The sequence below is a fragment of the Pseudomonas sp. C1C7 genome (assembly GCF_013359595.1).
Lineage (GTDB): Bacteria > Pseudomonadota > Gammaproteobacteria > Pseudomonadales > Pseudomonadaceae > Aquipseudomonas.
This window is the reverse complement of record NZ_JABFMP010000009.1, coordinates 13,597-27,236: the sequence shown is the minus strand read 5'-3', so window position 1 is coordinate 27,236 and position 13,640 is coordinate 13,597. Positions and strand designations below refer to the sequence as shown.

Genomic DNA, 13,640 nt, shown 5'->3' with positions numbered 1-13,640 from the left:
TCAATTCACTACATGATCACCTTGGCCCGCCGCAATTCAGCAATCCGCCCGACATCAAACCCCAACTCCCCCAACACCTGATCCGTATGCTCCCCCACCCCCGCCCCGATATGCCTCGGCGCCGGCAGCCCCTCTGAAAACTTCAACGGACACGCCATCTGCGCCTGGCTCGATCCATCCCCCCGAGGCACCTGCGTCACCAGTTCCCGCGCCTGCAACTGCGGATGACGCACCGCCTCGCCCACACTCAACACCGGCTCGACGCAGGCATCCAGCTCGGCAAACAGTGCGCACAGCTCGGCAAAGTCATGCTTCTCGAACTCGGTCTTCAACGCGTCCTTGAGCTTCTGCTGCTGCGCAGGCTGCGGCGACAGCCCCAGGCCCGCCATCTCTTCCAGGCCCAGGGCGACGCACAATTGCTTCATGAAGCCCGGCTCCAGGCTGCCCACCGACAGCCAGCGGCCATCCCGCGAACGGTAATAGTCATAGAAACTGCCGCCATTGAGCACCTGGTCCTCCCTCCCCGGCTCGACGCCACAGGCCAGGTAGCCTGCGCCGGCCATGGCGTTCAGGCTGAATGCGCAATCGGTCATGCTGACATCCAGGTGCTGCCCCTGCCCGGTCTGCTGCCTGGCGATCACCGCCGCCAACAGGCCGATCACGCCGTGCAATGAGCCGCCGGCAATGTCCGCCACCTGCGCGCCCAAAGGCAGGGGCCCGCTGTCGGCGCGACCGGTGTAGCTCGACAGCCCGGCCAGTGCGAGGTAATTGATGTCATGGCCGGCGCGATCCTTGTAGGGGCCGGTCTGGCCGTAGCCGGTGATCGACACGTAAATCAGCTTCGGATTGATCGCCTTCAGCGCCTCGTAGCCCAGGCCCAGGCGCTCCATGACGCCGGGGCGGAATTGCTCCAGCACGATGTCGTAGTCCTTGAGCAATTGCTTGATGACTTCGAGCGCCTCAGGCTGCTTGAGATCCAGCGCCAGGCTGCGTTTGTTGCGATTGAGGTAGGCATGGCTGGCCGACACACCCCGGTCATGGGGCGGCAGCACCCGCAGCAGATCCATGCGGGTCGGCGATTCGATGCGCAGCACCTCGGCCCCCATGTCCGCCAGCAAAAGCGAGGCAAACGGCCCCGGCAGCAGTGTCGAGAAATCCAGAACCTTCAGTGATGCCAGTGGACCGAGCATGGGCGTTCTCCCTGATGATCCCCCAGCCTAGGCAGCCGAGGGCTCTGGAGCAATCACCTTATGCGACAGTTGCGCTGACCGTTGTGCTCAAACAAACGCCAATTTTCCAAACCGCCTGCCGCTCCCTGTAGGAGCTGTCGAGTGAAACGAGGCTGCGATCTTTTGATCCTGAAAATACAAAAATCAAAAGATCGCGGCCTGCGGCAGATCCTGCAGGGATTGTATGGGCATGAAAAAACCCGCCGAAGCGGGTTTTTCATGAAGCAGGAAGCGTTTACTTGACGCTGCTGGCAGTCGGGGTGTGGACCACGTCCACTTCCTCTTCCGCGCGCTCGTCAGCAATACCGCGACCACCCGAGGCCAGTTCGGATTGCAGCACGTCGGTGTCCAGTTCCTTGACCCACTTGGCCACAACGATGGTGGCAACGGCGTTGCCGATCAGGTTGGTCAGGGCACGGGCTTCGGACATGAAGCGGTCGATACCCAGGATCAGCGCCAGGCCGGCAACCGGCAGGTGGCCCACGGCGGACAGGGTGGCAGCCAGTACGATGAAGCCCGAACCGGTCACGCCCGCCGCGCCTTTGGAGGACAGCAGCAGGACCACCAGCAGGGTGATCTGGTGAGTGATGTCCATGTGCGCGTCAGTTGCCTGGGCAATGAACACGGCGGCCATGGTCAGGTAGATCGCGGTGCCGTCGAGGTTGAACGAGTAGCCGGTCGGGATCACCAGACCCACCACGGATTTCTGTGCGCCCAGACGCTCCATCTTGATCAGCATGCGAGGCAGTACCGATTCGGACGAAGAAGTACCCAGTACGATCAGCAGTTCTTCACGGATGTAGCGGATCACTTTCAGCACGCTGAAACCGTGCATGCGAGCGATACCGCCCAGCACGATCAGGATGAACAGTACGCAGGTGATGTAGAAGCAGGCCATCAGTTGGCCCAGCTGCACCAGCGAGCCGACACCGTAGGCACCGATGGTGAAAGCCATGGCACCGAAGGCACCGATTGGCGCGAGCTTCATGATCATGTTGATGATGTTGAACATCACGTGGGCGAAGCGATCGATGAACTCGAGCAGCGGACGGCCATAGGCGCCCAGGCGATGCAGGGCGAAACCGAAGATCACCGAGAACATCAGCACTTGCAGGATGTCACCGGTGGCGAACGCGCCGACGATGGTGGACGGAATGATGTTCAGCAGGAAGCCGATCACGCTCTGATCAGCGCCTTGCGCCACGTAGGTCGCCACTTTCGAGGCATCCAGGGTGCTGACGTCGATGTGCATGCCGGCGCCCGGTTGCACGATGTTGACCACTACCAGGCCCACGATCAGGGCGATGGTCGACACGATTTCGAAGTACAGGAGTGCGTAACCGCCAGTCTTGCCGACCGACTTCATGTTCTGCATGCCAGCGATGCCGCTGACGACGGTGCAGAAGATGATCGGGGCGATGATCATCTTGATCAGTTTGATGAACCCGTCACCCAACGGCTTCACGGCCACGCCGAGTTGCGGATAGTAGTGGCCGAGCAAGATACCGATGACAATTGCGACGATCACCTGGAAATACAGGGATTTGTACAGTGGCTGACGAGTCGTCATTGCAAAGTTCCTCAAGAGTGCGCGCTGGCAACATCCACCTGTTGCCTACGAGACCTCATTTGCGAACCCTCCTGCACTGGAGGGATTTGTTTTTTCGAGCTGCGCAACGGCAGGCATCTGCCCGTTGTATCGCAAGGCCCGTGCCACCTTGCGCGAAAACCCTGCATGCCTTTTGATATCAAGGGTTGCAGGTTTTCCCGTACCGCAAATCGATAAGCGCCAGGTGGCGGATTTCCGCCCATTGGCCAAAACGCATCCTGCAATTTGGCGGATATCCGCCTTGTTCAGCCATTGGAACCGCAGCTACCATCCGCCGTTCAATGGATGGATTGACCTGTCATGCGCGAACGCACCATCGCCAGTCATTTCGCCCGCGCCGCCCTGCGCGGCGCACAGCGGCAAGGCTACGACCACTCGGACCTGTTGCAGCAATTGGGGATCAGCCCCGAGTTGCTCGACGAGCCGCGGGCGCGCATCGCACCGGAGCAGTTCACCCGACTGCTGCTGTCGCTGAGGCTGGCGCTGGACGACGAATACCTGGGATTCGGGCAAGGCCGCAGCGTTCCGGGCAGCTTCGCGATGATGTGTCATGCGGTGATTCATTGCCGCAACCTGGAAAAGGCGCTCAATCGCGGCTTATTGTTTTATAGCCTATTCCCCGACGCCCCGCGCCTGACGATGACCCGCGAAGACGAAATGATCCGCCTGAGCCTGGATGATTCGCAGCTTTGGGACCCGGATCACTTTCTGGGCGAATGCCTGCTGGTGACCTGGCACCGCTTCGGCAGTTGGCTGATCGGCCAGCGCATTCGCCTGGAGCAGGCCACGTTCAGTTATCCGCGACCGGAACACGGGGCCGAGTACGATTTGCTGTTCTCCTGTCCGCTGGTTTTTTCCGAGCCCGATAGCGCGACCACACAGAGCAGCCTGCTGTTTCACAGTCGCTACCTGAACATGCCGCTGTTGCAGGACGAGCGCACCCTCAGGCATTTCCTCGAACGCTCGCCGGCGGATCTGCTGTCGCGCCCGGATGACGGCCATAGTCTGAGCAGTCAGCTGCGGCGCCTGCTCAGTCGCGACAGTTCACGCTGGCCGGACCTGGACGCCGTGGCCGCGCACCTGCATATCAGCCCGCAGACGCTGCGCCGGCATCTGCGCGAGGAAGGCACCAGTTTTCAGGAGTTGAAGGATCAGTTGCGCCGCGATATTGCGATCTACCATTTGAGTCGCAACGACCTGCCGTTGCAGCAGATCGCAGAGCAATTGGGGTTTTCCGAGCCGTCGGCGTTTCATCGGGCGTTCAAGAAGTGGACGGGGTTGACGCCTGGGGCCTATCGCGCGCAGGAGCATTAAGAGCAAAAGATCGCAGCCTTCGGCAGATCCTGCATTGGAATGCGTATCCCTGCAGGAGCTGCCGAAGGCTGCGATCTTTTCTGTCACAACACCGGAAAATGAATCCTGAACGCCGCGCCCCCCATGGGTGAGTCCCCCAGAGTCAGCTTGGCGCTGTAGCTTTCGATGATGTCCTTGACCACCGCCAGGCCAATCCCCTGCCCCGGATGCTGTCGATCCAGGCGTTCACCCCTTTGCAGGATTCGCGCACGCTGGTCGGGCGGTACGCCAGGGCCGTCGTCTTCGACGCACAACTCCAGGCCACTGATGGTCTGGCGCACGCTGACTCGCACTTCGCCCAGGCACAGGCGATAAGCGTTCTCCAGCAGGTTGCCCATCATTTCCAGCAAGGCGCCCTGCTCGATCGGCACGTAGCACTCCTGCGGCAAATCCAGGGTCACCCGCACGCGCTTGTCGCGATAGACCTTGTCCAGGGTGTCGCACAGGCTTTGCAGCACCGGACGCAGGTGCACCTGATGCCGTACCAGACCGCTCTTGCGCAGGCTGGCACGCTGTAATTGATAGCTGATCTGCTGGCTCATGCGCTCGATCTGGGTTTGCAGCACCCAGGCCTGATCACGATCTTCGGGGCGTTGCGCCATGTCCTCGCTGACCCCTTGCAGCACCGCCAGCGGGGTTTTCAGGCTGTGCGCCAGATCGTCGAGGGAATCGCGATAGCGGCTGCGTTGCTCGCGTTCGCTGTGCAACAAGCGGTTGAGCGAGCCGGTCAGGCGCAACAGTTCACGGGGGTGCTGTTCGCTGAGACTTTCCCGGGCGCCACTCTCGATTTCGTCCAACTCCTGACTGAGTCTTCGCAACGCACGCAAACCCCAGGTCAAACCGATCCATAGCAATGCCAGCAGCACCAGCAAAGCGGCGCCAAAGCCCAGGTAGAGGTTTTCCCGCAGGCCTTCGAGGGTCACCTCGTATTCGCGCACCGGTTGCAGGGCGACGATGCTGAACGCCGCACTCTTGCCGCCGAGCAACTTGACCTCGACGTCGTAGACGAAGAACTCCTGGCCGTTGGGCTCGCTGATTCTGGCGAACTCGTTGCCGCGACCGTCATAGCGTGGCTTGTAGTTGATTTTTTCTTCCTGGGTGGCCTTGGAGCGCCAGACCAGGTGACCTTCGCGGTCGTAGATGTAGCCGAGCAAGCGGCTGTCGGTGAGGTTGAAGCGTTCGTCAGGCAGCTGCGCCGGCATCTGCAAATGGTTGTTTTCCACCCGCGCGGCGGAGATCAACGTGGTCACGTCCGACGCCAGGCGCTGCTCGATGGAGTCCTGCAACGCCAGGCTGAACGCGCCTTGCATCGCCGGCAACAGCGCCAGCATGAACAACACCGCCAGGATAGTGGCGGCGAGCATCAGTCGGACACGAAGCGAGCGAATCAAGTGCAGCGCTCATTGAACAGATAGCCGAGGCCGCGAACGGTATCGATCGGCTTGAAGCCGGAACTGCCCTCGAGCTTGCGCCGCAGCCTTCCCACCAGCACTTCGATGACGTTCGGATCGCGCTCGTCGTCATCGGGATACAGCTGTTCCATCAGACGGTCCTTGGCCACGACCTGCTGGTGATGGCGCATCAGGTATTCGAGGATGCGGTATTCGTAGGCGGTCAGCGCCAGCGGCTGATCGTCGAGGGACGCCTGCTTGCGATTGAGATCCAGCACCAGCGGCCCGGCAACGATGGTCGATTGGGTGAAGCCGCTGGAACGCCGCAGCAGCGCGTTGAGCCGTGCCTCGAGTTCTTCGAACTGGAACGGCTTGACCACATAGTCGTCGGCGCCGGCGGCCAGGCCCTCGACCTTGTCCTGCCAGTTGCCGCGCGCGGTGAGGATCAGGATCGGAAAGGTCTTGCCCCGCGAACGCAGCTGGCGGATCAGGTCCAGGCCGCTCATGCCCGGCAGGCCGAGATCGATCACCGCCAGGTCATGGTTGAACTGTTCACTCTGATACAGCGCCTCCTCGGCGTTGGGCACCGATTCGACCACGTGCCCACTTTCCGTCAGGCGGGTTTGCAGGTGATGGCGCAACAGCGCTTCATCCTCGACGACCAGCAGTTTCATAACGCTCTCCCGCACATCAACAGCTCCAGGGGTGCAACGATCTCACGTGCATCATTTTCGGTTTTCACGACTGTTCACTGACACCTGTTAAATCGTAGCGGCCCATGAGGTCCTGCTCGCGAAGTTTAATGCCATTGTGGGATACCGACACCTTGTCATACGTGGCGTAATACCCGCTCTGGCTGATTTGTCGGGCCGGTTGCACGCCCCAGACGCTGGCATCGGTGACCACCGCGTCCACGTTCGAGTAGTTCAGGACGGAGGATTTTCTGGCCTTGTTGCTGGTCTGTCCGGTGGAAGGCCGTGTGAAGTTGTTGTCGGCGGCGTGGGCTGCCGCACTGACGCCCAGGACGGTGAATGCCAGAATCAGGTTTTTCAAGCCAGTCATAGGAAGCTTCCTCATGTGCCATACGCGTGTTGGTAAAGCCCTTTTGGTAGCGGCAAGACTACGCACCCGGCCCTGAACTCCCCCTGAACGCACTCTGAACCTTTGCTGAACCAAGCATTTTCACAAAGCCTCCCGAACACTACCCAGCTACGAGGCAACCCGGCAAAATGCCCGACATGAATTCGATAACTGCCCTGCCCGCCTGCTGCACGCCTCTCGATGCCCACTGGCCGCTGCCGTTCGTACTGCCCGATACGGTCCTTTTGAGCACTCATTTCGATGCCTCGCAGTTGCGAAGCGACGATTTCCACAGCAGCGCCATCGAGGCGCCTGCGAGCATTCAGCGATCGGTCGCCAAGCGTCAGGCCGAGTTTCTCGCCGGACGACTCTGCGCCAGGGCCGCCTTGCACAAACTCGAAGGGCTGAGTCTGAGCCCTGCCATCGGTGAAGACCGAGCGCCCGTCTGGCCGGCGCACATCACCGGTTCCATTACCCACAGCACGGGCCGGGCCGCGGCCATCGTTGCGAAGAAAAGCCATTGGCGCGGCCTGGGGATGGATCTGGAGAACCTGCTCAATGCCGAACGCGCCGAGCGCCTGGCTGGGGAAATCCTCACTGCGCCCGAGATGCAGCGTATGGCGGCGGGTCGCCGGGATCATCTGGCGTTGCTGGTGACGCTGACTTTCTCGGTGAAGGAAAGCCTGTTCAAGGCGCTTTATCCGATCGTTCAGCAGCGCTTCTATTTTGAGCATGCTGAAGTGCTGGAGTGGACAGAGGCCGGGGAGGTGCGGTTGAGATTGCTGACTGATCTGTCCAGTGAATGGCGCAATGGGACTGAGCTTGAAGCGCAGTTCGGGGTGCAGGATGGGCAGTTGTTGAGTCTGGTCAGTATCAAGGCCTGAGGATTTTTACTGTCTGTAAGGGCCTGCTCGCGATAGGGCCCTATCAGCCCCCACCAAACCTCAGCGTTTCTCCTGATTCCTCGGCCAACTCAAGCTGAAACAGGCACCGCCCAGGCTTTTGCTCTTGCTGATCAACGCCCGCCCATCATGCCAATGAATGATGCGTCGCACGATGGACAACCCCAGCCCATGCCCGCCCGAAGCACGGGTACGACTGTCATCGAGGCGCAGGAAGGGGGTGAAGATTTTTTCCCAGGCGATTTCCGGCACGCCCGGCCCGTCATCTTCGACATCCACCCGGCAGCGCTGTTGTCCCACCTGATAGCTGATGGTCACCCTCGATTGCGCGTGGCGCATGGCGTTGCTCACGAGGTTCTGCAGCGCCCGGTGCAGGTAGCGCGGCTCGGCCTCGACCCAGGCGTCGTCGCAATCGGCGGCCGACAGACACACGCCGCGTTGCACCGTGATATCGATGCGCAACGGCGCCAGTTCCTCGATCACCTGATTGACCAGGGCATCCAGGTCGATGCGCTGAAAGTTCAGGGCCGGCGAGCCTTGTTCCAGTCGCGCATAGGTCAGCATTTCATCCACCAGACGATCGAGGTCCTCGATGTCGTGGTCCATGCTCTCGCAGTATTTTTCCAGGGCTTGCGCGGTGGTGGCCGAGCCGATCATCTCCAGGCCGAAGCGCAGGCGCGCCACCGGCGTGCGCAATTCGTGGGACACCGCACGCACCAGTTCGCGCTGGATCGCCAACAATTGTTGCAGATGCTCGGCCATGCCGTTGAACGCCGAAGCCAGACGCCCAACCGAGTCCGCGCCGCGCGCCGGCACGCGGGTTTCCAGACTGCCTTTGGCAATGCGCGTGGCCGCCGCTTCCAGGCCGCGCAATCGGCGCTCCAGTTGCCGCACCAGCAGGTAGACGATCAGACCGATCAGGGTCAGGCCCAGAGCGGCGATCAACACCAGCCACTCTGGCGGATAGGGATTCATCTGATACAACGGGCCGATTTCCAGCACCCAGGGCGTGCCGACCATGCCGGCGAACACCCGGATCGAATCGCCACCCTTGCCCAGCGCCATCACCGTGTCGCCTTCGGACACGCGACGACTCTGGTCTTCGTCCATGTCGGCCTCTTCCACGGTCACCAGACGCAAGTCGAAACCAAAGCCTTTGTCCTGTTTGAGCTGTGCCAGGCGCACCGGCTGTTCGCCGACCGGGTAGCGCACCAGCTCGTCGGCCAACAGGTAAATGGTGGCCCGGGCCAATTGTTCGCTGATCTGCTGCACGTCGCCGGTGAGTACAAGCTGTTCCTTGTCGCTGACCAGACGATAGACACGGGCCGCATGCGGGCCGGTCTGCTCCACCAACGCCTGGCCACGCAGCACGCGGGTGCGCTGGGTCAGATCGAGGTCGGTTTCGCTGAAGGTTTTCAGCGCCAGCGGAATCCCCAGCAACCGCTCCCACACCAGCAGCGAGCGATGGCGCTCGGTCTTGGTCATCGGTTGCAGGTTGTCGGCCATCAGCGAAAACGTGCCATGGGCCAGGCGCTCGCGGTACTGCTCGCCGCGCACCTGATTGAGCATGTGCAGCGCCAGCACGCCGAGCACCGCCACCAGAATCAGCGCGGCGCACATCCCGCCGTAAATGCGCAGGAAGATCGAGTTCACAGGGTCGAGTCTACGCAGGCCTCGGGAACGAACAGGTAGCCTTTGCTGCGCACGGTCTTGATCAGCCGCGGATGGTCCGGGTCATCGCCGATTTTCGGGCGGATGCGCGAGATGCGCACGTCGATGGAGCGGTCCTGGCCGTCATAACCGATGCCGCGCAATGCGGTGAAGATTTCTTCCCGGGACAGGATGCGCCCGGCATTGGCCACCAGCAGCCAGAGCAAGTCGAACTCGGCACTGGTCAGCTCGATACCGTTGTCGTGCAGCCAGGCTTCGCGCAGGGCGCTGTCGACCACCAGCGGACCGAACTGCAGGCGCCGCTGCTTTTCCGGCGCGACTTCCGGGGTTTCGCTGCGGCGCAACAAGGCCTGGATGCGCGCCAGCAACAGGCGCGGACGCACTGGCTTGCACACATAGTCGTCGGCGCCAAGGTCGAGGCCGAGAATCTGGTCGGTGTCGTCGGTGCGTGCGGTGAGCATCAGGATCGGGCCGTCGTAACGATCGCGGACCTTGCGGCAAATGCTCAGGCCGTCTTCACCGGGGAGCATCAGGTCGAGGATCACCAGGTCCGGTTGCTCCTTGATGATGCGCGCCGCCGCCAGGGCGCCATTGCCCTCGATCGATACGCGCAGGCCATTGGCTTGCAGATAGTCACGGGTCAGATCGGCCAGACGCTGATCGTCTTCCACAATCAATATCTGCCAGGCTTGTTGCTCCACGGGTGACCTCTACTTGCAAGAACGCTAATAAGGAAGGATCCGCCCGTCTTTTTGTAATGTTTTGAGAGGTTAAATCTCTTACGGGCTGGCCGATTGTATAAACGTCGCCCGCGCAGAACACAAGCCGGTAAATGCGTTCGGACACGGCGTTTTTTTGTGATAGGGTTCGCGCCCTTGAAAATCCGCCGGGCCGTTTTGGACGGTGGAAAAAGACTGAAAAAAAGTCCGGTCCAGCAGCATCGCGGCCTGCACGCCGATTCGCTCTTTCACACACAATTTACGCACAGGCTTATCCACAGGTAGTACGTTGCAATCCCTCCCCAAAACGCATTATCTTGTAGCCCTGCGCCAAAAAAACCCTAGATGTAGGGTTTTGCGCAAAAAACCAAACACAAACCGGACCCCGATTTCAAGGGCTTTTCTTGCCACTATCCGGTTGAACCAAACGTATTTTCGAAAGACCAATCCGCGCGCGCGGATGGCTACTGTATTTCGGCCCTGAGCGGTGAAAACGGTACGGGTGTTGCAGTCCCAACTGTCACCTGAAAGGACCCCGGTCTCAGGCCCATGGCGTGAGACCAAAGACTTCGGCATGGAAGCGGCGCCCCAATAGCACCCTTCCTACTGTCCCGAAGTTGTTATGCCCGGCATTTGCCGGTTGTAGTGCTTCAGGACGGAACGGTGGGCACCTTGACGGTGCCCAAACAAACATAGAGAACGTGGAGACACCCATGCAAACCGACACAACTCGCGAGAACCCGCAGGGCACCTTGCCGCCGGCCGCCGATTCGACTTCGGATCTGTCCGCCACCGCGCCTGGCCAGCTGCGCGTGATCAAGCGTAACGGCACTGTCGTTCCTTACACCGATGACAAAATCACCGTCGCCATCACCAAAGCGTTTCTCGCAGTTGAGGGTGGCACCGCTGCCGCCTCGTCGCGAATCCACGACACCGTTGCCCGTCTGACCGAACAGGTCACCGCTACCTTCAAGCGTCGCATGCCTTCGGGCGGCACCATCCACATCGAAGAAATCCAGGACCAGGTCGAACTGGCCCTGATGCGTGCCGGCGAGCAGAAAGTCGCTCGCGACTACGTGATCTACCGCGACTCGCGCGCCAAGGAGCGCGCAGCGCACACCCCGGTCGAAGAAACCGTCAACGCTCACCCATCGATCCGCATCACCCGCGCCGACGGCAGCCTGGCGCCACTGGACATGGGCCGCCTGGACACCATCGTCCGCGAAGCGTGCGAAGGCCTGGAAGAAGTCGACGGCGACCTGATCCAGCGCGAAACCCTGAAGAACCTGTACGACGGCGTAGCCCTGAAGGACGTCAACACCGCCCTGGTGATGACCGCCCGTACCCTGGTCGAGCGCGAGCCTAACTACTCGTTCGTGACCGCCCGCCTGCTGATGGACACCCTGCGTGCCGAAGGCCTGGGCTTCCTCGGCGTCGCCGAGAGCGCCACCCACCACGAAATGGCCGACCTGTACGCCAAGGCCCTGCCTGCCTACGTCGCCAAGGGTGTGGAATACGAACTGCTGAACCCTGAGCTGGCCACCTTCGACCTGGAAAAACTGGGCAAGGCGATCAACCACGAGCGCGACCAGCAATTCACCTACCTGGGCCTGCAAACCCTTTACGACCGCTACTTCATCCACAAGGATGGCGTGCGTTTCGAACTGCCGCAGATCTTCTTCATGCGCGTGGCCATGGGCCTGGCGATCGAAGAGAAAGACCGCGAAGCTCGTGCCATCGAGTTCTACAACCTGTTGTCGTCCTTCGACTACATGGCTTCGACGCCGACCCTGTTCAACGCCGGTACCCTGCGTCCACAGCTGTCGAGCTGCTACCTGACCACCGTTCCGGACGACCTGTCGGGCATCTACCACGCGATCCACGACAACGCCATGCTGTCGAAATTCGCCGGTGGCCTGGGCAACGACTGGACGCCGGTTCGTGCACTGGGTTCCTACATCAAGGGCACCAACGGCAAATCCCAGGGCGTGGTTCCGTTCCTGAAAGTGGTGAACGACACCGCCGTCGCCGTTAACCAGGGTGGCAAGCGCAAAGGCGCTGTCTGTGCCTACCTGGAAACCTGGCACATGGACATCGAAGAGTTCATCGAGCTGCGCAAGAACACCGGTGATGACCGTCGTCGTACTCACGACATGAACACCGCCAACTGGATCCCTGACCTGTTCATGAAGCGTGTCTTCGACGACGGCAAGTGGACCCTGTTCTCGCCATCCGAAGTTCCGGACCTGCACGACCTGACCGGCAAGGCCTTCGAAGAGCGCTACGAGTACTACGAAGCCCTGACCGAATACCCAGGCAAGATCAAGCTGTTCAAGACCATCCAGGCCAAAGACCTGTGGCGCAAGATGCTGTCCATGCTGTTCGAAACCGGCCACCCATGGCTGACCTTCAAGGACCCGTGCAACCTGCGCAGCCCGCAGCAGCACGTTGGCGTGGTTCACAGCTCGAACCTGTGCACCGAGATCACCTTGAACACCAACAAGGACGAGATCGCCGTTTGCAACCTGGGCTCGATCAACCTGCCGAACCACATCGTGAACGGCCAGCTCGACACCGCCAAGCTGCAACGCACCGTGAACACCGCCGTGCGCATGCTCGACAACGTGATCGACATCAACTACTACTCGGTGCCGCAAGCGAAGAACTCCAACTTCAAGCACCGTCCGGTCGGTCTGGGCATCATGGGCTTCCAGGACGCGCTGTACCTGCAGCACATTCCTTACGGCTCCGATGCCGCCGTGCAGTTCGCCGACACTTCCATGGAAGCGGTCAGCTACTTCGCGATCCAGGCGTCCTGCGACCTGGCTGACGAGCGCGGTTCGTACGAGACGTTCCAGGGTTCGCTTTGGTCCAAGGGCATCCTGCCGCTGGATTCGCAACAAATCCTGATCGAAGCCCGTGGCGCGCAGTACATCGATGTCGACCTGAAGGAAACCCTGGACTGGGCACCGGTTCGCGCCCGTGTACAGAAAGGCATCCGTAACTCGAACATCATGGCCATCGCACCAACCGCGACCATCGCCAACATCACCGGCGTATCGCAGTCGATCGAACCGACCTACCAGAACCTCTATGTGAAATCGAACCTGTCGGGCGAATTCACCGTGATCAACCCGTACCTGGTTCGCGACCTCAAGGCTCGCGGTCTGTGGGACTCGGTCATGATCAACGACCTGAAGTACTACGACGGTTCCGTGCAGCAGATCGAACGCATTCCGGCCGAGCTCAAGGCGCTCTACGCGACTGCTTTCGAAGTGGACACCAAGTGGATCGTCGACGCGGCAAGCCGTCGTCAGAAGTGGATCGACCAGGCTCAGTCGCTGAACCTGTACATCGCTGGCGCTTCGGGCAAGAAGCTGGACGTGACCTACCGCATGGCCTGGTACCGTGGTCTGAAAACCACCTACTACCTCCGTGCCCTGGCCGCGACCAGCACCGAGAAGTCGACCATCAACACCGGCAAGCTGAACGCTGTTTCCAGCGGCGGCAACCACGGTGACGACTCGGTCCTGGCAGCGCCAACCGCGCCAGCCGGCCCGGCTCCAGTGCCAAAGGCCTGCGCCATCGACGAGCCGGATTGCGAAGCTTGCCAATAAGCTGAGCCGGTAGGCGCCTGACGGCGCCCACCTGAAACCCCCGACAGACCTCTGGTTTGTCGGGGGTTT

Annotated in this window: 11 protein-coding genes; 3 read left to right on the top strand and 8 right to left on the bottom strand. The window is 61.1% G+C overall.

The genetic code is table 11. From position 1 onward, the window contains the following. Positions 1 to 8: 8 nt before the first annotated feature. A complete protein-coding gene (locus HNO86_RS09655) occupies positions 9 to 1,190 on the bottom strand; it encodes a CaiB/BaiF CoA-transferase family protein (protein WP_175376774.1) in 1,182 nt (393 codons plus the stop codon). A 274-nt stretch (positions 1,191 to 1,464) separates the two neighbouring features. Continuing rightward, positions 1,465 to 2,799, bottom strand: a complete 1,335-nt coding sequence (locus HNO86_RS09650; protein WP_175376773.1) for a dicarboxylate/amino acid:cation symporter — start codon at positions 2,797 to 2,799, stop codon at positions 1,465 to 1,467. 339 nt (positions 2,800 to 3,138) lie between these two features. Between HNO86_RS09650 and HNO86_RS09645 the strand changes: the two genes are divergently transcribed. Further along, positions 3,139 to 4,152, top strand: a complete 1,014-nt coding sequence (locus HNO86_RS09645; protein ID WP_175376772.1) for an AraC family transcriptional regulator — start codon at positions 3,139 to 3,141, stop codon at positions 4,150 to 4,152. Positions 4,153 to 4,235: 83 nt separating this feature from the next. On the opposite strand, the gene HNO86_RS09640 is transcribed toward HNO86_RS09645, so the two are convergent. The 3 genes from HNO86_RS09640 to HNO86_RS09630 all read right to left on the bottom strand — a co-directional run bounded on the left by HNO86_RS09640 (position 4,236) and on the right by HNO86_RS09630 (position 6,644). Beyond that, positions 4,236 to 5,582, bottom strand: a complete 1,347-nt coding sequence (locus tag HNO86_RS09640; RefSeq protein WP_175376771.1) for an ATP-binding protein — start codon at positions 5,580 to 5,582, stop codon at positions 4,236 to 4,238. Continuing rightward, complete coding sequence (locus HNO86_RS09635) at positions 5,579 to 6,256, bottom strand: response regulator transcription factor (RefSeq protein WP_175376770.1); 678 nt, start codon at positions 6,254 to 6,256, stop codon at positions 5,579 to 5,581. Before HNO86_RS09635 ends, HNO86_RS09640 begins: the two co-directional genes overlap by 4 nt. Before the next feature lie 64 nt (positions 6,257 to 6,320). After that, on the bottom strand, positions 6,321 to 6,644 hold the full coding sequence (locus tag HNO86_RS09630) for a hypothetical protein (RefSeq protein ID WP_175376769.1): 324 nt from the start codon (positions 6,642 to 6,644) through the stop codon (positions 6,321 to 6,323). A 176-nt stretch (positions 6,645 to 6,820) separates the two neighbouring features. Between HNO86_RS09630 and HNO86_RS09625 the strand changes: the two genes are divergently transcribed. Beyond that, positions 6,821 to 7,546, top strand: coding sequence for a 4'-phosphopantetheinyl transferase (locus HNO86_RS09625; RefSeq protein WP_218583517.1), 726 nt, complete (start codon positions 6,821 to 6,823; stop codon positions 7,544 to 7,546). Positions 7,547 to 7,606: 60 nt separating this feature from the next. Here the strand turns inward: HNO86_RS09625 and HNO86_RS09620 are convergent, their stop codons facing one another. From HNO86_RS09620 to HNO86_RS09610, 3 genes are all read right to left on the bottom strand, one after another. Continuing rightward, positions 7,607 to 9,217 (bottom strand): ATP-binding protein, encoded by a 1,611-nt coding sequence (locus HNO86_RS09620; RefSeq protein ID WP_175376767.1) that lies wholly within the window; start codon positions 9,215 to 9,217, stop codon positions 7,607 to 7,609. Then, positions 9,214 to 9,936, bottom strand: coding sequence for a winged helix-turn-helix domain-containing protein (locus HNO86_RS09615; protein WP_175376766.1), 723 nt, complete (start codon positions 9,934 to 9,936; stop codon positions 9,214 to 9,216). The genes HNO86_RS09620 and HNO86_RS09615 overlap by 4 nt, the downstream gene beginning before the upstream one ends. A 78-nt stretch (positions 9,937 to 10,014) precedes the next feature. Further along, positions 10,015 to 10,221: a hypothetical protein gene (locus HNO86_RS09610; protein WP_175376765.1), complete on the bottom strand. Its 207-nt coding sequence runs from the start codon at positions 10,219 to 10,221 to the stop codon at positions 10,015 to 10,017. A 446-nt stretch (positions 10,222 to 10,667) separates the two neighbouring features. Here HNO86_RS09610 and HNO86_RS09605 point away from each other — a divergent pair, with 446 nt between their 5' ends. Then, positions 10,668 to 13,571, top strand: a complete 2,904-nt coding sequence (locus tag HNO86_RS09605; protein ID WP_175376764.1) for a ribonucleoside-diphosphate reductase subunit alpha — start codon at positions 10,668 to 10,670, stop codon at positions 13,569 to 13,571. Positions 13,572 to 13,640 lie beyond the last annotated feature (69 nt).

What these genes read in the sequence shown, in the direction of transcription:
- HNO86_RS09605 (WP_175376764.1), top strand. Translation starts at nt 10,668, where the DNA reads ATGCAAACCGACACAACTCGCGAGAACCCGCAGGGCACCTTGCCGCCG.
- HNO86_RS09625 (WP_218583517.1), top strand. Translation starts at nt 6,821, where the DNA reads ATGAATTCGATAACTGCCCTGCCCGCCTGCTGCACGCCTCTCGATGCC.
- HNO86_RS09650 (WP_175376773.1), bottom strand. Translation starts at nt 2,799, where the DNA reads ATGACGACTCGTCAGCCACTGTACAAATCCCTGTATTTCCAGGTGATC.
- HNO86_RS09655 (WP_175376774.1), bottom strand. Translation starts at nt 1,190, where the DNA reads ATGCTCGGTCCACTGGCATCACTGAAGGTTCTGGATTTCTCGACACTG.
- HNO86_RS09645 (WP_175376772.1), top strand. Translation starts at nt 3,139, where the DNA reads ATGCGCGAACGCACCATCGCCAGTCATTTCGCCCGCGCCGCCCTGCGC.
- HNO86_RS09630 (WP_175376769.1), bottom strand. Translation starts at nt 6,644, where the DNA reads ATGACTGGCTTGAAAAACCTGATTCTGGCATTCACCGTCCTGGGCGTC.
- HNO86_RS09635 (WP_175376770.1), bottom strand. Translation starts at nt 6,256, where the DNA reads ATGAAACTGCTGGTCGTCGAGGATGAAGCGCTGTTGCGCCATCACCTG.